Annotated in this window: 18 protein-coding genes; 9 read left to right on the forward strand and 9 right to left on the reverse strand. The window is 55.6% G+C overall.

The annotated features are described in order from the left end of the window. Positions 1–44 precede the first annotated feature (44 nt). The 3 genes from SOM82_RS03850 to SOM82_RS03860 all read left to right on the forward strand — a co-directional run bounded on the left by SOM82_RS03850 (position 45) and on the right by SOM82_RS03860 (position 2,464). Complete coding sequence (locus SOM82_RS03850; protein WP_320460307.1) at positions 45–359, forward strand: hypothetical protein; 315 nt, start codon at positions 45–47, stop codon at positions 357–359. 353 nt (positions 360–712) lie between these two features. Next, positions 713–1,153, forward strand: coding sequence for a PTS sugar transporter subunit IIA (locus SOM82_RS03855; protein WP_154127228.1), 441 nt, complete (start codon positions 713–715; stop codon positions 1,151–1,153). A 63-nt stretch (positions 1,154–1,216) separates the two neighbouring features. Continuing rightward, a complete protein-coding gene (locus SOM82_RS03860) occupies positions 1,217–2,464 on the forward strand; it encodes a polysaccharide deacetylase family protein (protein WP_320460306.1) in 1,248 nt (415 codons plus the stop codon). A 3-nt stretch (positions 2,465–2,467) separates the two neighbouring features. Here SOM82_RS03860 and panD read toward each other — a convergent pair whose 3' ends face one another. The 9 genes from panD to thpR all read right to left on the reverse strand — a co-directional run bounded on the left by panD (position 2,468) and on the right by thpR (position 9,627). Next, on the reverse strand, positions 2,468–2,848 hold the full coding sequence (gene panD, locus SOM82_RS03865) for an aspartate 1-decarboxylase (RefSeq protein ID WP_095284178.1): 381 nt from the start codon (positions 2,846–2,848) through the stop codon (positions 2,468–2,470). A 113-nt stretch (positions 2,849–2,961) separates the two neighbouring features. Next, entirely contained in the window at positions 2,962–3,813 is an 852-nt protein-coding gene (gene panC, locus SOM82_RS03870) for a pantoate--beta-alanine ligase (protein ID WP_320460305.1), read from the reverse strand. 11 nt (positions 3,814–3,824) lie between these two features. After that, on the reverse strand, positions 3,825–4,616 hold the full coding sequence (gene panB / locus SOM82_RS03875) for a 3-methyl-2-oxobutanoate hydroxymethyltransferase (RefSeq protein ID WP_320460304.1): 792 nt from the start codon (positions 4,614–4,616) through the stop codon (positions 3,825–3,827). 121 nt (positions 4,617–4,737) lie between these two features. Then, the gene (gene folK, locus SOM82_RS03880; protein WP_154127231.1) at positions 4,738–5,217 is read right to left on the reverse strand and encodes a 2-amino-4-hydroxy-6-hydroxymethyldihydropteridine diphosphokinase; all 480 of its coding nucleotides are present in this window, start codon (positions 5,215–5,217) and stop codon (positions 4,738–4,740) included. Continuing rightward, complete coding sequence (gene pcnB, locus SOM82_RS03885) at positions 5,214–6,611, reverse strand: polynucleotide adenylyltransferase PcnB (protein ID WP_320460432.1); 1,398 nt, start codon at positions 6,609–6,611, stop codon at positions 5,214–5,216. Before pcnB ends, folK begins: the two co-directional genes overlap by 4 nt. A 175-nt stretch (positions 6,612–6,786) precedes the next feature. Continuing rightward, positions 6,787–7,677, reverse strand: coding sequence for a tRNA glutamyl-Q(34) synthetase GluQRS (gluQRS, locus tag SOM82_RS03890; protein ID WP_320460431.1), 891 nt, complete (start codon positions 7,675–7,677; stop codon positions 6,787–6,789). Positions 7,678–7,747: 70 nt separating this feature from the next. Next, positions 7,748–8,203, reverse strand: a complete 456-nt coding sequence (dksA, locus tag SOM82_RS03895; RefSeq protein WP_001155232.1) for an RNA polymerase-binding protein DksA — start codon at positions 8,201–8,203, stop codon at positions 7,748–7,750. Between the two features lie 176 nt (positions 8,204–8,379). Continuing rightward, the gene (gene sfsA, locus SOM82_RS03900) at positions 8,380–9,084 is read right to left on the reverse strand and encodes a DNA/RNA nuclease SfsA (protein ID WP_154127234.1); all 705 of its coding nucleotides are present in this window, start codon (positions 9,082–9,084) and stop codon (positions 8,380–8,382) included. A 12-nt stretch (positions 9,085–9,096) separates the two neighbouring features. Next, positions 9,097–9,627, reverse strand: a complete 531-nt coding sequence (thpR, locus tag SOM82_RS03905; protein WP_320460303.1) for an RNA 2',3'-cyclic phosphodiesterase — start codon at positions 9,625–9,627, stop codon at positions 9,097–9,099. Positions 9,628–9,701: 74 nt separating this feature from the next. On the opposite strand from thpR, the gene hrpB reads away from it, so the two are divergent. From hrpB to fhuB, 6 genes are all read left to right on the forward strand, one after another. Continuing rightward, positions 9,702–12,131 (forward strand): ATP-dependent helicase HrpB, encoded by a 2,430-nt coding sequence (gene hrpB / locus SOM82_RS03910; RefSeq protein WP_320460302.1) that lies wholly within the window; start codon positions 9,702–9,704, stop codon positions 12,129–12,131. A 176-nt stretch (positions 12,132–12,307) separates the two neighbouring features. Continuing rightward, positions 12,308–14,830 carry a bifunctional glycosyl transferase/transpeptidase gene (gene mrcB / locus SOM82_RS03915; protein WP_320460301.1) on the forward strand — a complete coding sequence of 841 codons (2,523 nt, stop codon included), beginning with the start codon at positions 12,308–12,310 and terminating at the stop codon, positions 14,828–14,830. 238 nt (positions 14,831–15,068) lie between these two features. After that, entirely contained in the window at positions 15,069–17,315 is a 2,247-nt protein-coding gene (fhuA, locus tag SOM82_RS03920) for a ferrichrome porin FhuA (protein ID WP_320460300.1), read from the forward strand. A gap of 47 nt (positions 17,316–17,362) precedes the next feature. Further along, positions 17,363–18,160, forward strand: coding sequence for a Fe3+-hydroxamate ABC transporter ATP-binding protein FhuC (fhuC, locus tag SOM82_RS03925; protein WP_154127239.1), 798 nt, complete (start codon positions 17,363–17,365; stop codon positions 18,158–18,160). After that, positions 18,160–19,050: a Fe(3+)-hydroxamate ABC transporter substrate-binding protein FhuD gene (gene fhuD / locus SOM82_RS03930; RefSeq protein WP_320460299.1), complete on the forward strand. Its 891-nt coding sequence runs from the start codon at positions 18,160–18,162 to the stop codon at positions 19,048–19,050. Before fhuC ends, fhuD begins: the two co-directional genes overlap by 1 nt. Beyond that, on the forward strand, positions 19,047–21,029 hold the full coding sequence (fhuB, locus tag SOM82_RS03935; protein ID WP_320460298.1) for a Fe(3+)-hydroxamate ABC transporter permease FhuB: 1,983 nt from the start codon (positions 19,047–19,049) through the stop codon (positions 21,027–21,029). The genes fhuD and fhuB overlap by 4 nt, the downstream gene beginning before the upstream one ends. The last annotated feature ends 18 nt before the right edge of the window (positions 21,030–21,047 follow it).

A 21,047-nucleotide genomic window follows, 5' to 3' on the forward strand; every position in this document is an offset into this window, starting at 1 on the left:
GGGTAAAATAATTTTTTCAGAAATGAACGATGGGAAGGGATCCCGTGAACGACATAGAAAAAAAGATGCTGGAACATGGGTTTACAGGCAAGGATCTGCGGATTTTTCGGCATTACCTGCAAAAGGACGCCTTATTAACGCACTTAGTTTTATTGCATGAATTAAGGAAGCGGTTTTTTGTCATGCTCATGATGTCATTCATTGTTTTACTTTTTTGTCTTTTCCAGCAAGCTCACGATGGCGATGATTCGTGGCTTCCCTGCCTGTTAACCTTCGCTATTTATGCCTGTATTGCCTGGTTTATGACTCCAATGGGGCTGGCGTTTAAGGCATTTCGCTTTCTTAAAAAATACGCTTAACGACTCGGGCTTATTCATTTTTAACGAGTCAGAATATTTTATGGAGTACATCAGACTTTCTTTCGGGGATGTGTGACGATGATTTTTACCTCATCGCCGCATATATTATGACACTCGATAATAGCCGTTCTTTTTATGAAGAGAATTCAGTGTTGATTTCTCGTGATAATATTTTCCTCCATGTAATAAATCATCCCCATAATATCAGCCACTTTTTATCTTTGCCTGATACCGATAATATTCAGGAACCAGACGTGGGGTTTTTTCCTGGTGTCTTGTACGATTATTGACTCCAATCACCTTGCGGCAACCTTCACTCCGCTAAACTACTTTCCCCTTCAAGGAGAAAGACTATGCTGGGTTGGGTGATTACCTGCCATGAAGACAATGCCCAGGCGATGATTGAGCGCCTGGAAAAGAAATTCGGTCCGCTACCCCAGTGCATGGCAGTGAATTACTGGCATGAGCTGAGTACCAATATGCTGAGCCGAATGATGTGCGATGCGCTACATCAAACTGATACTGGCGAAGGGGTAATTTTTCTTACCGATATTTCAGGCGCCGCGCCCTATCGCGTGGCGGCATTGCTGAGTCATAAGCACGATAACTGCGAAGTGATCTCCGGCATTAACTACCCGCTTATCGAAATGATGTACCCGCTACGCGAGACGCTGACCAGCGCTGAATTCCGCGATACGCTGGTCGGGCAGGAGATCCCGGGGGTCAGTAGTCTGTGGCATCAGCAACAGAAAAACCCGCCTTTTGTCCTGCTACACGACCTGTATAAGAATTAAACGTTGGTATTGATCTGGCATTTGTTACAATGACACCTGTTTTTTCGTAGCGACACAGACCTCATGCTCACGCGTACTATTTTCCTGCTTTTGCTGCTGATGTCCGGCGGCGTTTCAGCCAGTTTATTAAGCCAGCAAGGCTTACCCGCACAATACATGCAGACCACCGAAGATGCGGCGATTTGGGCGCAGGTGGGCAACAGTGTCGTTAACGTTGGCAATGTCCGGGCGGGTCAGATCCTTGCCGTAGTGCCGACCGCTGCTGATTACTACGAATTCCGCTTCGGCTTTGGTACCGGCTTTATTGATAAGGACCATCTGGAAAAAGTTAAGGGCAAACAGCGTGTTGAAGATAGTCTGGGCGATCTCAACAAGCCGCTGAGTAATCAAAATCTCATCACCTGGAAAGACACGCCGGTCTATAACGCACCCAACAGCGGCAGCGCCCCTTTTGGTACGCTGAGTAGTAACCTGCGCTATCCCATCCTTGGCAAGCTGAAAGACCGTCTGAATCAGACCTGGTTTCAAATCCGCCTGGGTAACCGTCTGGCATGGATCAGCAGCCTGGATGCGCAGGAAGATAGCGGCATTCCGGTCATCACTTACCACCATATTCTGCGTGATGAGGAAAATACCCGTTTCCGCCATACCTCCACCACGACCAGCGTGCGCGCGTTCAGTAACCAGATGACCTGGCTGCGCGATCAGGGCTATACCACCCTGACCATGTATCAGCTCGAAGGTTACGTGCGTAATAAAATGAATCTGCCCGCGCGCGCGGTGGTGATTACTTTTGATGATGGTCTGAAATCGGTCAGTCGTTATGCCTGGCCGATTCTGAAAGAGTATGGGTTTAAGGCGACGGCGTTTATTATTTCCTCGCGTATTAAGGGGCATCCGCAGAAGTGGGACCCAAAATCACTCCAGTTTATGAGCGTGTCGGAAATAAAAGAAATTCAGGATGTGTTTGATATTCAGTCTCACACTCATTTCCTGCACCGCGTCGATGCGAACAAGCATCCGATTTTGTTAAGCCGCAGTCATCATGTGATCTTATTTGATTTTCAGCGGTCGCGTCGGGCGCTGGCGCAATTTAATCCGCATGTGCTTTATCTCTCATACCCGTTTGGCGGCTATGACGATAAAGCGGTAAAAGCGGCGAATGATGCCGGTTTTCATCTGGCGGTGACAACCGTGAAAGGGAAGGTGAAGCCGGGAGATAATCCGTTCTTACTGAAGCGTCTTTACATCTTAAGAACGGATTCGCTGGAGACGATGTCGCGGCTGATCAGTAATCAGCCGCAGGGATAGCAATCAGGCAACCTGAACCGGCACTGCTTTTGCAGTGCGTTTCATCTCGTTGTCGCCATCAAAATAGGCCACTTTTGGCTGCCAGCTGCGCGCCTGTTCATCCGGCATCGTCACGTAGGTGGCGATAATCAGGATATCACCCACGTCAGCGCAGTGTGCTGCTGCGCCATTTACCGAAATGATTTTAGAGCCGCGCTCGCCCGCAATCGCATAGGTCGAGAAGCGTTTGCCGTTGGTGACGTTGTAAATATCAATGGCTTCGTATTCAAGAATACCCGCCGCCTCAAGGAAATCCTGGTCAATCGCGCAGGAGCCTTCGTAATGCAGGTCTGCCTGCGTCACTTTGACGCGGTGAAGCTTACCTTGCAGCATTGTGCGAATCATAACGTTACCTTTACTCTTCATACGTCCCCCACCGTCGGGAGAGGGCAGGGGGAGGGGAAACATTCCCCTGGTAAATATCAGCGCAGTATTGCCCGATTTTTAATCGCTGTCTACTACGCCAGCTCAACCACTTTGTTGTCAATCAGCCGCGCCTGACCGAGCCAGGCGGCAACCAGAATGACGGCGCGTTTGCTGGTGGCAGAAAGTTCCAGCAAGGTGTCCGCATCGCGAATTTGGATGTCGTCAGCGCGCAGGCCTTTATCGTTCAGCTCTTGCTCTGCAAGGGCAATGATCTCCTCTGCACTCAGCTCTTGCGCCAGTAACTCTTCCGCCATCGTGTTCATGACCTTACTTAATTCTGGCGCAATTTTACGCTGCTCGGCAGTCAGATAACCGTTGCGTGAACTGAGTGCCAGCCCATCTTTGGCACGCACAATCGGCACGCCAACAATCTCGATGTCATAACCCATATCAGCAACCATCTTGCGGATCAGCGCCAGCTGCTGGAAATCTTTCTCACCAAAGCAGGCGACATCCGGCTGTACCAGGTTAAACAGTTTGCTGACAATCGTTGAAACGCCGCGGAAATGCCCCGGCCGGCTTGCCCCTTCGAGCATCGTTGAAATACCCGGAACATCGACAAAGGTCGCGCCTTCCGTGCCTTGCGGATAAATATCAGCAGGGGCAGGGGAGAAGACGAAATCAACGTGACGCTTATTGAGCTTCTCGCAATCTTCCTGCAGCGTGCGCGGGTAGCGCGCCAGATCGTCTGCGCGGTCGAACTGCATTGGATTAACGAATATGGAGACCACCACCACATCGGCGCGGGCTCTCGCTTCGTCAACCAGTTTCATATGACCATCATGCAGATTGCCCATGGTCGGAACCAGTGCGATACGTTTACCTTCCTGACGCAGGCGACGAATGTGCTGACGTAGCAAGGGCAGGGTTTCAATGATTAGCACAACAAGACTCCTTAATGGAAACTGTGTTCTTCACCCGGGTAGACACCGGATTCAACGTCGGCAATATACTGCCTGACCGCTGCGCGCATGTCGCCGGCATCGCTCAGGAAATTTTTCGCGAATTTAGGAATGTGGCCACCGGTAATCCCAAACGCATCATGCATCACCAGAATTTGCCCATCGGTGACGTTACCCGCACCAATGCCGATAACAGGAATCGAGAGGGCATCAGTGACGCGTTTTGCCAGTTCAACGGGAACGCATTCCAGAACCAGCAGCTGTGCGCCTGACGCTTCAAGCGCCAGCGCATCGTCAAGCAGAGTCTGCCCCGCATCGCCGCGACCCTGCACCTTATAGCCGCCAAAGATATTGACGGACTGCGGTGTTAATCCCAGATGACCACAGACGGGGACCGCGCGCTCGGTGAGCATTTTTACGGTGTCAGCCAGCCAGGCTCCGCCCTCAATTTTGACCATATTCGCCCCGGCACGCATCACGGTTGCAGCGTTCTCGAACGCCTGTTCTGGCGTGGCGTAAGCCATGAAGGGAAGGTCTGAAAGCAGCAGGCAGTGCGGCGCCCCGCGACGAACGGCACGGGTATGGTAAGCAATATCGTCCACGGTTACTGGCAGAGTGGAATCATGTCCTTGAACCGTCATCCCTAACGAGTCGCCAACCAGCATGACGTTAATCCCTTCTTCCGCAAACAGTTTTGCGAAGCTGTAATCATAGGCCGTGATCGTGGCGAAGCGTCTCTTTTCCTGTTTGCATTTCTGCAGCAAGGAGATGGTGGTTGGTTTCATAATGTTTCCTGATAGCCCAAAACGAATATTTGCGCATTCTAACAGTAACATTCGGGGGAACAATGATTTTAGGCAACCGATTCACACCAAATATTTCGTGTGGATCGGCAAAAAAGCAGGGTTACCAGAGGGCGGGTTTTGCGGCGTTGAGCTGTTGCAGAACAGCCTGCAAAGATTCGCCATTCGGGAAGGTCAGCGTCGGGGCGACTTCCAACAGCGGCCACAGCATAAAACCGCGGTTTTTCATGTCGTAATGCGGTACCGTCAGGCGTTCAGTCTGAATGATGCGGTCGCCAAACAGCATAATATCCAGATCCAGCGTACGAGGGCCCCAGCGCTCCGCTTTGCGCACGCGACCTTGCTGAAGCTCAATACGCTGGGTGTTATCCAGCAGCGCTTCGGGCTCAAGCGCTGTTTCCAGCACCACGGCAGCATTCAGATAATCTGGCTGATCCTGTGGGCCAAGCGGAGGCGTACGGTAAAACGCAGAAACCGCCACCAGGCGGCTCTGTGGGATATCGCTTAACGCTTGTACGGCAGCGTTAACCTGCTCCAGCGGAGAGGCCAGATTGCTGCCGATGGCGATGTAAGCGAGGGTCATGCGCTGCCTTCGCGGCGCGGGGCGCGCTTGCGTGGACGACGATGACGGCGACGCGGTTCTGGCTCATCGTCCAGATTAGTGAGCATGCCTTTCTGTTCTGGCGGTGCTGAAACCTGGAACTCTCCCCACCATTGCGTCAGGCTTTGCAGTTCCTTGTTATTTTCGATCTCAGCGCGTAGCGCCAGCAGATCGTATGCCGCACGGAATTTAGGATGTTCCATCAGTTTCCACGCACGCTTGCCCTGACGGCGAGACATACGTAATTGCAGCTGCCAGATATCACGCACCAGCGTCGTGATGCGCTTAGGGATCGCCAGCGTACGGCAGGCTTCGTCCAGCACGTCGTTCGCGGCGAGCGCGAAGGCGTCGTAGTAAGCCAGACCGCTCTCCTGAGCAATCTTCTGCGCGGTTTCGAGCAGGGGATACCAGAACATCGCTGCAAACAGGAACGCCGGATTCACGCGCATGTCGTTATGAATGCGGGTATCGGTGTTTTTTAGCACCTGAGCGATGATGCGTTCCATCGGGCTATCACCGTTTTCGGTGAAGTAACGGACGATGGTCGGGAACAGCGGCTGGAACAGGCTGTTTTCACGCAGCAGCTTGTAGGTTTCGTATCCGTAACCGGCTTGCAGCAGTTTCAGCGACTCTTCGAACAGACGCGCCGGAGGCACATCGTTGATAAGCGTGGCCAGACGAGGGATCGGCTCGGCGGTTTCAGGGCTGATCTGCATGTTCAGCTTGGCTGCAAAACGCACTGCGCGCAGCATGCGAACCGGATCTTCGCGGTAGCGGGTCTCAGGATTACCGATCAGGCGAATCACGCCCTCTTTCAGATCCTGTACGCCACCCACGAAATCACGCACCGTAAAATCAGCCACGCTGTAGTAGAGGCTGTTGATGGTGAAGTCACGGCGCTGGGCATCTTCTTCAATGGAGCCAAAGATATTGTCACGCAGCAGCATGCCATTTTGACCGCGCTGAGAAGTCGTGCGATCCGTTGTGCTGCCTTCGTGATGACCACGGAAGGTCGCCACTTCAATAATTTCTGGCCCAAACATGACGTGGGCAAGACGAAAACGGCGGCCTACCAGACGACAGTTGCGGAATAATTTACGCACCTGTTCAGGCGTGGCACTGGTCGTCACGTCAAAATCTTTTGGTTTTTTGCCGAGCAGTAAATCGCGAACGCCGCCGCCCACGAGATAGGCCTCATAGCCTGCTTTATTCAGACGATAGAGGACCTTGAGGGCATTTTCACTGATATCTTTGCGGGAAATAGTGTGCTGCTCACGCGGAATAACCGACATATGGGATTGAGCAATAGCGTCGTTCGCCATGCTCTCATCGCGGCTTAGCACCTTACGGCAAAAATTAGCGACTCGAGTAAAAATAGTACACCTCAGTAGTGTGTTTCATTTATAGGACAAAAAATGACACGTCATCCATCATGCTGCCTGTGCGTTGACTGCCAGCGTTCACACGGGTCGTTTACAACAGTAAATTCCCGGTGATTCACTCAGTTGCCACCTTGATCCAGCACGGATGCTTCGTGTAAAAAGCGGCTAATCATAGCTCAGCGAGACGCATTTGAGAATGCTGGATTTTCGGCACCGCTGCGAGCACCCAATGATCGACGGCTTTTTTCAGCAATTCATCGGTGCGTAAATCCTGCCATTCGTGCGTGACATTCTGATTTAAAAATCGCAGTGCCTCGATCAACACCGGGCGCGGATCGCTATTCGGTAACCTCGGCGCGTGGTTCTGTTTTGAAAGTTTATTCCCTTGTTCATTCAACGCCAGCGGCAGATGAATATAATCGGGTACATTCCAGCCAAATTGTTGGTATAGCGAGATTTGCCTCACCGTGGGCTCAATCAGATCCGCACCGCGTACAATTTCCGTCACGCCCTGGAAATGGTCATCGACGACGACGGCCAGGTTATAGGCAAATAAACCGTCCCGGCGATGGATAATAAAATCTTCACCCGCCAGTCGTTCATCAGCCTGAATGGTGCCAAGCAGCAGATCGTCAAAATGGGTGACAGGATGATGCTGCTGCAGACGCAGCGCTGCATTCTCCGGCCCGTTATTCAGGCTGCGGCAATGACCGTCATACACGCCGCCTGCGCTCTGAATCCGCGCCCGGGTGCAGGTGCAATAATAAGAAAGCCCTTGGTCGTGCAACCACGCCAGTCGTTCGCGGTAAGCGTCATGCCGCTGCGATTGCCAGAGAACGTCACCGTCCCAGTGGAGGCCGTAATGTTCCAGCTGGCGCAGAATGGTATCTGCAGCACCGGGAACTTCACGCGGAGGATCAATATCTTCGATACGCACACGCCAGATGCCCTGTTGAGAGCGCGCTTGCAAATAGCTGCCGAGAGCGGCAATCAGCGAACCAAAGTGCAATTCACCGGAGGGAGATGGCGCAAAGCGCCCGATATAGTCTGATTGAGGCATATTCACGGCAGACAAAAGTAACAAGGCGGGAGAAACTCCCGCCTTTGTGATCGTTATGACAGGGCTGGAATTAACCCGCCATCTGTTTTTCGCGGATTTCAGCCAGCGTTTTACAGTCGATGCACAGATCGGCAGTCGGACGCGCTTCCAGGCGACGGATACCAATTTCCACTCCGCAGGATTCGCAGTAGCCGAAATCTTCGTCCTCAACCTTCTTCAGCGTTTTCTCAATCTTTTTGATGAGTTTGCGCTCGCGGTCACGGTTACGCAATTCGAGGCTGAATTCTTCTTCCTGAGCGGCACGGTCTACCGGGTCCGGGAAGTTGGCTGCTTCGTCCTGCATATGTGTAACGGTGCGATCGACTTCATCCCTAAGTTGATTACGCCATGCTTCAAGAATACGCTTGAAGTGAGACAGCTGGGCTTCGTTCATATACTCTTCGCCCGGCTTCTCCTGGTATGGCTCCACCCCAGCGATGGCGAGAATACTCAGGGACGATGTTTTACGGTTTTGCCCTTCTTGCATGTTGCTTCTCCTTAACACGCACTATCGATCCCCGTGTGTGGGGGAAAAATCAGGTCGCTATAAATAGCAGATGCTTTTCCGTAAGGCAATTATCTATACGTAACACTTGACAAGCCTGTGAGGAAAAGCGTATTTGCGCACGCGGCCCGAATACCAAATCGTCAATGTCTAACCCCTTATAACATAACGGGGAGAGACGAACTCAGAGTCATATTATCGGCAGAAAGTTCCGCTTTATAAGCTAAAACTTCCACCCCCTGCTTTTGTGCCTCATTCAACAGTTGTGCGTATTTTGGGTCAATGTGGCGGGCGGGAGAGAATCGTTCAATGGCTGAATGCAAAACGGCAAACAAAATGACGGCGCGCTTGCCCGCCGCCGCAACACTCATTAACTCTCGCAAATGCTTTTGGCCGCGTAGCGTTACCGCATCTGGAAAGTAGCCATTATCCCTGTCTGCTAACGTCACTGATTTGACTTCAATATAGCACTCAGGGCGCTCATCCGCCTGCAACATAAAGTCAATTCTGCTGCCTTCTTCGCCATATTTCACTTCGCCTTTTAGGCTACTGTATCCGGCCAGTTCCGCAATGCGTCCGGCGGCGATGGCTTCTTTCACCAGTGGATTGGCGCGCATCGTATTGACGCAAATAAAGGCCCCGTTTTGGGTTTCGGTGACTTCCCATGTGTGGGCGTATTTGCGTTTGGGGTTGGCGGAGGTGGAATACCAGACGGTATCGCCCGGCGTGGCGCAACCGGTCATCGCGCCGGTATTCGGGCAATGCAGCGTCAGCTGTTCGCCCTCGGGCGTGATGACATCGGCAAGAAAACGTTTATAGCGTTGAATCAGCGTGGCGGGCTGTAGGGCAGGGCTAAACTGCATCGGAAATCCTTATTATTCGCTCAACGTCCAGCGTGTGAGCGGTGTATATCGGGTGCGTCCCTGGCTGAACGACGATTCATACAGGACGAATTCAGTGACCGGGAAGGCCCAGTTGAAACCCGGCGCCGGGATCGCCACGGCGTGTCCGGTGTTTCGCAGCAGGGTGATATGCGGATGAAAGGGCTGCGGGCTTTGATAACACCCGCTGCGTGCGGCCTGGGCGCGAAGCATATTTGCCAGTTGCAGTAGCCCGCGCGGCGGCTGACGTGTCCCGAGCCAGACCACGCGAGAGCGCAGCCACTGCCCGGCATCATCCAGATTCAGGGTGAAACCCGGCTGGCGAATCCTGCCGGCCATGGCGGCAAGCGCCCGCTGCTTTTCGGCGCTCACCTCGCCCAGAAAGGCCAGCGTCAGATGTAAATTAGCGGCGGTGACAGGACGGCCCGCTTCCGCCGGGAAATTCGCCGCGCGCCAGCGAACGATTTGCCGCTGTATGTTGGCGGGCGGCTCAATCGCGAAAAACAGTCGTTTCGACTCAGACATTCTGGGGGACTCGGTAATGATATGCGCCGATGCTACAATGTCCGTCGTCTAATGTTAACCCTCTGGAGCTGTTAGTGTCCTCATTGCCGGTTGCCGCCGTACTGCCTGAGCTGCTCGCTGCATTACGCCATGCCCCTTCCGTTCTGCTGAATGCCCCTACCGGGGCGGGTAAATCGACGTGGCTACCGCTGCAAATCCTCAGCGCAGGCATTGTCCCCGGGAAAATTATTCTGCTGGAGCCGCGTCGGCTGGCTGCGCGCAATGTGGCGCAACGGCTGGCTGAACTGCTGAACGAGACGCCGGGCGAAACGGTGGGATATCGCATGCGCGCCGAGACGTGTGTCGGCGCGGCAACGCGTCTGGAAGTGGTCACCGAAGGGATCCTCACCCGCATGCTGCAAACCGATCCGGAGCTTACCGGCGTGGGGCTGGTGATTCTGGATGAATTCCACGAACGCAGCCTGCAAGCGGATTTGGCCCTGGCCCTGCTGCTGGATGTCCAGCAAGGCCTGCGTGACGATCTCAAACTGCTGATTATGTCGGCGACGCTCGATAATGAACGCCTGCAACAGATACTGCCCGCAGCACCGGTTATCACTTCGCAGGGCCGGGCATTTCCGGTTGAGCGGCGTTACAGCGCTCTGGCCACGCATCAGCGCTTTGATGAAGCGGTCGCTATCGCTGCCGCAGAGTTGCTACGCCAGGAGTCTGGCTCGATGCTGCTCTTTTTACCGGGCGTAGGTGAAATTCAGCGGGTACAGGAAAAGCTGGCTTCGCGCGTGGGCAGCGATGTGATGCTGTGTCCGCTGTATGGCGCACTGTCGCTAAATGAACAGCGTAAAGCGATTCTGCCTGCGCCTGCCGGACAGCGCAAAGTGGTGCTGGCGACCAATATTGCTGAAACCAGTTTAACGATCGAAGGCATTCGTCTGGTGGTGGATACGGCGCAGGAAAGGGTGGCGAGCTTCGATCCGCGCACCGGCCTGACCCGATTGCTGACGCAGCGGATTAGCCAGGCGTCGATGATCCAGCGCGCGGGCCGCGCCGGGCGACTGGAGGCGGGCGTTTGTCTGCACCTCACCAGCGCTGAACAGGCTGAACGTGCTGCCGCGCAGAGCACGCCTGAGATTTTACAAAGCGACCTCTCCGGGCTGCTGCTGGAGCTGCTGCAATGGGGCTGCCCGGATCCCGGTCAACTGGTGTGGCTCGATCTGCCGCCTGCGGTGAATCTTACCGCCGCTCGCAAAGTATTAACCGAACTCGGCGCACTGGCGGGGGAGCGACTGACCGCTGATGGCCAGAAAATGGCGGCCCTGGGAAATGAACCGCGCCTGGCAGCGATGCTGGTGGCTGCGAAAGGGGATGATGAAATGGCCACCGCCGCGAAGCTGACCGCCATTCTGGAGGAGCCGCCCCGGGGAGGCAGCAGTGATTTGTCGGTGGCTTTCTCCCGCAATCAACCAAACTGGCAACAGCGATCAAAGCGGCTCTGCCAGCGTCTCAACAGCCACGGCGGGTCGCCGGACAGCGATCGCATCGCGCGTCTGCTGGCGCAGGCATTTCCCGATCGTATCGCCCGTCGGCGTGGCCTTGATGGCCGGTATCAGCTGGCGAACGGCATGGGCGCCATGCTGGAGAGTGATGACGCGCTCACCCGCCACGAGTGGCTTATCGCGCCGCTGCTGTTGCAGGGGAGTTCGTCCCCGGATGCGCGAATTTTACAGGCGATAGCGATAGATATCGACGCGCTCACACGCGCCTGCCCGCAGCTGTTGCAGCAGTCCGATACCGTAGAGTGGGACGACGCGCTGGGCACGTTGAAAGCCTTTCGTCGCAGCCAGATCGGCAAGCTCACGCTGAACGTGAAACCGCTGGCAAAACCCTCGGAAGAGGAGTTGCATCAGGCGATGCTGAACGGCATTCGCGAGAAGGGATTGAATGTCCTTAACTGGACGCCGGAGGCAGAACAGTATCGCCTGCGGTTACACTGCGCCGCGCGCTGGTTGCCGGAATATCCGTGGCCTGCGGTGGATGATGAATCGCTATTAGCCACGCTTGAAGAGTGGCTTTTGCCGCAAATGAGCGGAGTGCACTCTTTAAGGGCGTTGAAAACGCTGGATGTGAGAGGCGCGCTCGAAAATTTACTCGACTGGTCATTACGTCAACGGCTGGTGAGTTCGCTCCCCTCGCATTACACTGTGCCGACCGGAAGCCGGATCGCCATTCGTTATCATGAGGATAATCCTCCGGTGCTGGCGGTGCGGATGCAGGAGATGTTTGGTGAGGCGGCGACGCCATCCATTGCTGACGGGCGTGTGCCTCTGGTGCTTGAGCTTTTATCGCCTGCGCATCGGCCGTTACAGATTACGCGCGATCTGGGAGCGTTCTGGGCCGGGAGCTATCGCGAGGTGCAGAAAGAAATGAAGGGGCGTTACCCGAAGCACGTCTGGCCGGACGATCCGGCAAATACGGCGCCGACGCGGCGCACGAAGAAATATTCGTAGGGGAAGTGCGGCCTGATGCCCTTACCCCGGCCCTCTCCCACGGGAATAGGGCGAAAAAACTAAAAACGGCAACTAGTGTTACCGTTTTGCTTTTGTTTTGAGAGATTTCTTCTTTCACCGCCGGGTGGAAGAAAAGAGAATCTGGCCTTTGCGCCTGAATGTTGCGGAGAAAAAGCATGGCGGGGAATGACCGCGAGCCAATAGGACGTAAGGGTAAACCTGCGCGTCCGGCGAAAGAGAAAATCAGCCGTCGTCGCCTTAGAGATGAGGATTATGACGATGACTATGAAGACGACGATGAGGATCAAGAACCTATGCCGCGTAAAGGGAAAGGCAAAGGGCGCAAGCCTCGTGGCAGACGCGGATGGTTCTGGCTGCTGCTGAAGCTGTTCATTGTATTTATTGCCCTGATGGCGATCTACGGTGTGTATCTGGATCAAAAGATCCGCAGCCGTATCGACGGAAAAGTCTGGCAGTTGCCAGCGGCAGTGTATGGCCGCATGGTGAACCTTGAGCCAGATATGTCCATCAGCAAGAATGAAATGGTCAAGCTGCTGGAAGCCACGCAGTACCGCCAGGTGACGAAGATGACGCGTCCTGGCGAGTTTACCGTGCAGGCGAAAAGCATCGAAATGATTCGCCGTCCGTTTGATTTCCCGGACAGCAAAGAGGGGCAGGTGCGTGCGCGCCTGACTTTTGATGGCGATCATCTGGAAACCATCGAGAACCTGGACAGCAACCGTCAGTTTGGTTTCTTCCGACTCGATCCGCGCCTGATCACCATGCTCTCCTCGCCAAACGGCGAGCAGCGTCTGTTTGTCGCGCGTAACGGTTTCCCGGATCTGCTGGTGGATACTCTGCTCGCCACCGAAGACCGTCACTTCTATGAGCATGACGGCGTTAGCCTGTATTCCATTGGCCGTGCGGTTCTGGCAAACCTGACTGCCGGTCGCACCGTGCAGGGGGCAAGTACCCTGACTCAGCAGCTGGTGAAAAACCTGTTCCTCTCCAGCGAACGCTCTTACTGGCGTAAAGCTAACGAAGCGTACATGGCTGTGCTGATGGACGCCCGCTACAGCAAAGATCGTATTCTTGAGCTGTATATGAACGAGGTGTATCTCGGTCAGAGCGGCGATAACGAGATCCGTGGTTTCCCGCTGGCGAGCCTGTATTACTTTGGTCGTCCGGTAGAAGAGCTGAGCCTCGATCAGCAGGCATTGCTGGTGGGCATGGTAAAAGGCGCGTCGATTTACAACCCGTGGCGTAATCCGAAGCTGGCGCTTGAACGTCGTAATCTGGTTCTGCGTTTGCTGCAGCAGCAGCAGGTCATCGATCAGGAATTGTATGACATGCTGAGCGCACGTCCGCTGGGCGTACAGCCGCGCGGTGGCGTGATCTCCCCGCAGCCTGCGTTTATGCAGATGGTGCGTCAGGAGCTGCAAGCGAAGCTGGGCGATAAAGTGAAAGATCTCTCCGGCGTGAAGATCTTTACCACCTTTGACTCGGTTGCGCAGGATGCGGCGGAAAAAGCCGCTGTCGATGGCATTCCGGTGCTGAAAAAACAGCGTAAGTTGAGCGATCTGGAAACCGCGATGGTCGTGGTTGACCGCTACAGCGGCGAAGTGCGCGCAATGGTCGGCGGTGCGGAGCCGCAGTTTGCGGGCTACAACCGTGCGATGCAGGCGCGTCGTTCGATTGGCTCTCTGGCAAAACCGGCGACCTATCTGACGGCACTTAGCCAGCCGAATCAGTATCGACTGAATACCTGGATTGCCGATGCGCCGATTGCGCTGCGTCAGCCAAACGGCCAGGTGTGGTCCCCGCAGAACGACGATAAACAGTTCAGCGGTCAGGTGATGCTGGTGGATGCGCTGACTCGCTCGATGAACGTCCCGACGGTGAACCTCGGGATGGCGCTGGGTCTGCCGGCGATCACCGACACCTGGCAGAAGCTGGGGGTACCGAAAGATCAGCTGCATCCGGTTCCGGCGATGATTCTGGGTGCGTTGAACCTGACGCCGATTGAAGTGGCGCAGGCGTTCCAGACCATCGCCAGCGGCGGTAATCGCGCTCAGCTTTCTGCCGTGCGTTCGGTGATTTCTGAAGACGGTTCGGTGCTGTACCAAAGCTTCCCGCAGGCGGAGCGTGCGGTTCCGGCTCAGGCGGCTTACATGACGCTCTGGACCATGCAGCAAGTTGTGCAGCGCGGTACGGGCCGCCAGTTGGGCGCGAAATATCCTGGCCTGCATCTGGCGGGTAAAACCGGGACCACCAACAACAACGTGGATACCTGGTTTGCGGGTATCGACGGTCGTGAAGTGGTGATTACCTGGGTAGGGCGCGACAACAACCAGCCGACCAAACTGTATGGTGCCAGCGGCGCGATGTCGATTTATCAACGCTACCTGACTAACCAGTCACCGGTCCCGCTCAATCTGACGGCTCCGGAAGATGTGGTGGATATGGGCGTCGATGAATCCGGTAACTTCGTGTGTGGCGGCGGGATGCGTTCACTGCCGGTCTGGACGGACAACCCGGACTCTCTTTGCCAGCAAAGCCAACCGGAACAGCCGACAGGCAATCCGTTTGAGCAATCTTCTCAGCCTCAACAGCAGCAGCCTCAACAGCAGCCGCAGAATGAGAAGAAAGACAGCGACGGCGTAGCCGGCTGGATCAAAGATATGTTTGGCGGAAACTAAGTCAGCCAATTCCCTCTCCTGCGGGAGAGGGAATTTATTCACGCATACAGAACATATTCCTAACCCTTATTTAATCCTGCTTTAACTCCCCATTTTCCCTCTGGTTATTTCTTAAACCCTCAATTCTTGTAGGGCCGCTTATTGCTTGCTATGCCGCCAGCGTTTCGCATATTATTCTGCGGTCATAATAATAATTCTCGTTTACGTTATCATTCACTCTTTAATCAGAGATATACCAATGGCGCTCAAAACTGCTCAGCCAATGAATTCTTCGCTGCGTAAAATCGCAGTCGTTGTAGCCACAGCGGTAAGCGGCATGTCGACTTTTGCACATGCGGCAGAAACCACCCAAAAAGAAGACACCATTACGGTGACCGCGGCTCCGGCAGCACAAGAAAGTGCATGGGGACCGGCGGCAACTATCGCGGCACGTCAGTCCGCAACCGGCACCAAAACCGATACCCCTATTCAAAAAGTTCCGCAGTCTATTTCTGTGGTGACCGCCGAAGAGATGGCTTTGCATCAGCCACGTTCGGTGAAAGAGGCGTTGAGCTATACCCCAGGCGTGGCGGTTGGCACGCGTGGCGCATCAAACACCTATGACTATCTGGTGATTCGCGGATTTGCGGCCGATGGTCAGAGCCAGAACAACTACCTCGACGGTATGAAGATGCAGGGCAACTTCTATAACGACGCGGTGATTGACCCTTATATGCTGGAGCGCGCTGAAATCATGCGTGGTCCGGTCTCCGTGCTGTACGGAAAAAGCAGCCCTGGCGGTTTGCTGAACATGGTAAGTAAGCGTCCGACCACGGAACCGCTGAAAGAGATCCAGTTCAAAATGGGCACCGATAGCCTGTTCCAGACCGGCTTTGACTTCAGCGATGCCATTGATGATGACGGCGTGTACTCCTACCGCCTGATCGGTCTGGCGCGATCCAATAATGCCCAACAGAAGGGTGCGGAAGAGCAGCGTTACGCCATCGCGCCATCGTTCTCCTGGCGCCCGGATGATAAAACCAACTTCACTTTCCTCTCTTACTTCCAGAATGAGCCGGAAACGGGCTATTACGGCTGGTTGCCAAAAGAGGGGACGGTCGAGCCGCTGCCAAACGGCAATCGTCTGCCGACTGATTTCAACGAAGGTGCGAAGAACAATACCTACTCCCGTAACCAGAAAATGGTTGGGTACAGCTTCGATCACGAATTCAACGATACCTTCACGGTGCGTCAGAACCTGCGTTACTCGCAAGTTAACGTGTCGCAGAATAGCGTGTACGGTTATGGCGTCTGTACCGATCCGGCGAATGTGGGCAGCAAACAGTGTGCGGCCTTAGCACCAGCGGACAAAGGCCATTATCTGGCGCGCAGATACGTTGTTGATGATGAAAAATTGCAAAACTTCACCGTCGACACACAATTGCAGAGCAAATTTGCAACCGGATCTGTGGACCACACTCTGCTGACGGGCGTTGACTTTATGCGTATGCGTAATGACATCAACTCCTGGTTCGGTTACGACGATTCCGTGCCGCTGCTGGATCTCTACAATCCGGTGAGGACCGATTTCGATTTCAACTCGAAAGACCCGGTGACTTCCCGTCCATATCAGATTCTAAACCGCCAGAAACAAACGGGCCTGTATGTTCAGGATCAGGCGCAGTGGGATAAAGTATTGGTGACTCTGGGCGGCCGTTACGACTGGGCCAATCAGGACTCCTACAACCGTGTATATAACACAACGTCCACGCGTAACGATACTCAGTTCACCTGGCGTGGCGGTGTTAACTACCTGTTTGATAATGGCGTAACGCCTTACTTCAGCTATAGCGAATCTTTCGAACCAGCTTCACTAACTGATGCTCAGGGGAAACTGTTCTCCCCGTCGAAAGGCAAGCAATACGAAGCCGGCGTGAAATATGTGCCGAGCGATCGTCCTATCGTGCTGACCGGCGCGGTCTACCAGCTGACCAAAACCAACAACCTGATGGCCGACCCGGCAGGCTCATTCTTCTCGGTTGAAGGCGGTGAAATTCGTTCACGCGGCGTTGAACTCGAAGCGAAAGCGGCATTGTCTGCCAGTGTTAATGTGGTCGGTTCTTATACCTATACGGATGCTGAGTACACCACGGACACCAACTACAAAGGCAACACGCCAGCGCAGGTGCCAAAACATATGGCTTCTCTGTGGGGCGATTACACCTTCTTTGATGGTGCGCTGTCTGGCCTGACCCTGGGTACCGGCGGACGCCTCACCGGCTCCAGCTATGGCGACCCGGCGAACTCCTTCAAAGTGGGCAGCTACACCGTTGTCGATGCCCTGGTACGCTACGATCTGGCACGCTTCGGTATGGCCGGCTCCAACGTAGCGGTTCACGTCAACAACCTGCTGGATCGTGAATACGTCGCAAGCTGCTTCAACACCTACGGCTGCTTCTGGGGTGCTGAACGCCAGGTTGTTGCCACGGCGACCTTCCGCTTCTAATCTCTCTTTGGGCACGGTTCGCCGTGCCCTTTAACAAGTTGGCCACTATGCAGGAAAATAAAACGCACTCCGATACTACGTTTGCGCTTGATAACACCTCCTTTCGCGTTCCTGGACGCACGCTGCTGCATCCGCTCTCTTTGACATTCCCTGTCGGCAAAGTCACGGGCCTTATCGGTCATAACGGTTCGGGTAAATCCACATTGCTTAAAATGCTGGGGCGTCATCAGCCACCGTCCGAAGGCGAGATTTTGCTTGATGGACAACCGCTGGAGAGCTGGAACAGCAAGGCCTTTGCACGCAAGGTGGCTTATCTGCCGCAGCAACTGCCGCAAGCAGAAGGGATGACCGTGCGTGAACTGGTGGCGATTGGGCGTTATCCATGGCACGGTGCGCTCGGGCGTTTTGGCGTGGCCGACAGAGAAAAAGTGGAAGAGGCAATAACGCTGGTGGGGTTAAAACCGCTGGCGCATCGTCTGGTGGATAGTCTGTCTGGCGGCGAACGTCAGCGGGCGTGGATTGCGATGCTGGTGGCGCAGGACAGTAACTGCCTGCTGCTGGACGAACCCACGTCGGCGCTGGATATCGCGCATCAGGTGGATGTGCTGGCGCTAATTCATCGTTTAAGCCAGCAGCGTGGCCTGACGGTGATTGCCGTTCTGCATGATATCAACATGGCCGCGCGCTACTGCGATTATCTGGTGGCCCTTCGCGGCGGCGAGATGATTGCGCAAGGTACGCCTTCTGAGCTGATGCGTGGTGAAACGCTGGAGCAGATATACGGCATTCCAATGGGTATTCTGCCTCATCCAGCAGGGGCTGCACCGGTGAGCTTTGTGTACTGATGCTGGATTCTACTTTGATCAGTCGCCGTCGCTTACTGACGGCTATAGCGCTTTCGCCACTGCTGTTTAAAATGGGTAACGCCCGGGCGGCAGCGATAGACCCGCATCGTATTGTGGCGCTGGAGTGGTTGCCGGTGGAGCTGATGCTGGCGCTGGGCGTCACGCCCTATGGCGTGGCCGATATTCCTAATTACACCCTGTGGGTGAACGAGCCGAAGCTGCCTGCGTCGGTCATCGACATCGGTCTGCGCACCGAGCCCAATCTCGAACTTCTGACGCAGATGAAGCCCTCCTTTTTGGTCTGGTCTGCGGGCTACGGCCCCTCTCCTGAGACGCTGGCACGCATTGCGCCGGGGCAGGGATTTGCCTTTAGCGACGGTAAAAAACCGTTAGCCATGGCGCGTCACTCGCTGACCGAAATGGCACAACTGCTGGATAAAGAGAGTGCGGCGACTCAGCATCTCGATCACTTCGACAGTTTTATCGACTCCCTTAAACCGCGTTTCGCTGGCCGTGGCGACCGTCCTCTGCTGATGGTGACCCTGCTGGATGCCCGCCATGTGTTGGTGTTTGGCAAAAACTGCCTGTTCCAGGAAGTGCTCGATCGCTTCGGTATCCGCAACGCCTGGGAAGGGGAGATGACCTTCTGGGGCAGTACGGCGATCGGGATCGATCGCCTCGTGCAATTCCGCGATGTGGATGTGCTCTGTTTTGATCATGGAAATGAACGTGAGATGCAAACGCTGATGGCGACCCCGCTGTGGCAGGCGATGCCGTTCGTCCGTGCGCAGCGTTTCTATCGCGCGCCTGCGGCCTGGTTCTACGGTGCGACCCTCTCGGCGATGCACTTCGCCCGGCTGCTTGATGGCGCGCTGGGAGGCAAGGCATGAAATCACGGTTCGCGCTTTTCCCGACGCTGCTTTTGACCGTTGTCTTCATTGCGGCGCTGCTCTTAACCTGGAGCAATCTGTCGGTTGCGCTGCCGCGCGCGCAGTGGGGCCAGGCCTTTGCTGTACCGGATATGGATAATATTCAGCAAATGCTGTTCCACTACAGCCTGTTGCCCCGGCTGGCGATTTCATTGCTGGTGGGCGCGGGGCTGGGGCTGGTCGGGGTGTTGTTCCAGCAGGTGTTACGCAATCCGCTGGCGGAACCGACGACGCTCGGCGTCGCCACCGGCGCGCAGCTTGGGATCACGATTACCACGCTGTGGGCGCTGCCCGGTGCGTTGACCAGCCAGTTTGCTGCCCTGGCGGGGGCCTGTGTGGTGGGCGCGCTGGTGTTTGGCGTGGCCTGGGGGAAACGTCTTTCTCCGGTGACGCTGATTCTGGCCGGGCTGGTGGTGAGCCTTTACTGTGGCGCCATTAATCAGCTGCTGGTGCTGTTCCATCACGATGAGCTGCAAAGCATGTTTCTGTGGAGTACCGGGACGCTCACGCAGACGGACTGGAGCATCGTACAACGCCTGTGGCCGCAGCTGATTGGCGGTGTGGTACTCACCCTGCTGCTGTTGCGTCCGCTGACGCTGATGGGCCTTGACGATGGCGTGGCCCGCAATCTGGGTCTGGCGCTTTCTCTGGCTCGCCTTGCGGCGCTGACGCTGGCGATTGTCCTCAGCGCGCTGCTGGTGAATGCGGTCGGGATTATCGGCTTTATCGGGCTGTTTGCGCCGCTGCTGGCGAAGATGCTGGGCGCGCGCCGCCTGCTGTCGCGTCTGATTTTAGCGCCGCTGATTGGAGCGCTGATCCTGTGGCTTTCCGATCAAATTATTCTCTGGCTGGCACGCGTCTGGATGGAGGTCTCCACCGGTTCCGTCACCGCGCTGATTGGTGCGCCGCTTCTGCTGTGGCTACTGCCACGTCTGCGGAGTATGAGCGCGCCGGCGATGGATGCCGGGGACAAAGTCTATGCCGAACGTCAGCATATTCAGTGGTTTGTTTTTGCAGGTCTTATCGCGCTGCTGGTTGTCGCCTGTGTTGCGCTTTCACTGGGGCGCGATGCCAGCGGCTGGCACTGGGCTACCGGCCCAATGCTGGATGAGCTGTTGCAGTGGCGATGGCCGCGCATTTTCTCGGCGCTGATTGCCGGGGTGATGCTGGCGGTGGCCGGTTGTATCATCCAGCGGCTGACCGGTAATCCGATGGCCAGCCCCGAAGTGCTGGGCATTAGCTCGGGGGCGGCGTTTGGCGTGGTGTTGATGCTGTTCTTTGTGCCGGGTGATGCGTTTGGCTGGCTGATGCCGGCGGGCAGTATCGGGGCGGCTGTGACGCTGATGATCATCATGATCGCCGCCGGGCGCGGGGGCTTTTCACCGCATCGAATGTTGCTGGCCGGGATGGCGCTGAGCACGGCATTTACCATGCTGCTGATGATGCTGCAGGCCAGCGGCGATCCGCGCATGGCGCAGATCCTGACGTGGATATCCGGATCGACCTACAACGCAACGGCCGCTCAGGTGGTTCACAGTGGGATCGCAATGGTGCTGTTGCTGGCGATGACCCCGTTGTGTCGGCGCTGGATGACCATTTTGCCGCTGGGCGGTGAAACGGCTCGGGCGGTTGGGATCGCACTGGCGCCATCGCGCGTGGGGCTGTTGCTGCTGGCCGCCTGCCTGACCGCGGTCGCAACCCTGACCATCGGCCCGTTGAGCTTTATCGGTCTGATGGCTCCGCACATTGCGCGCATGATGGGTTTCCGCCGCACGATGCCGCACATCGTTATGTCGGCGCTCACCGGGGGGATTATGTTGGTCATCGCTGACTGGCTGGGCAGAATGGTGCTATTCCCGTATCAGATTCCGGCAGGGCTGTTATCAACCTTTATCGGTGCGCCGTACTTTATCTATTTGCTGAGGAAGCAGAGCAGATAAAAAAGCGGCAGCCGGGAG

It is taken from the genome of Lelliottia sp. CFBP8978 (assembly GCF_034046055.2).
Taxonomy (GTDB): Bacteria; Pseudomonadota; Gammaproteobacteria; order Enterobacterales; family Enterobacteriaceae; genus Enterobacter.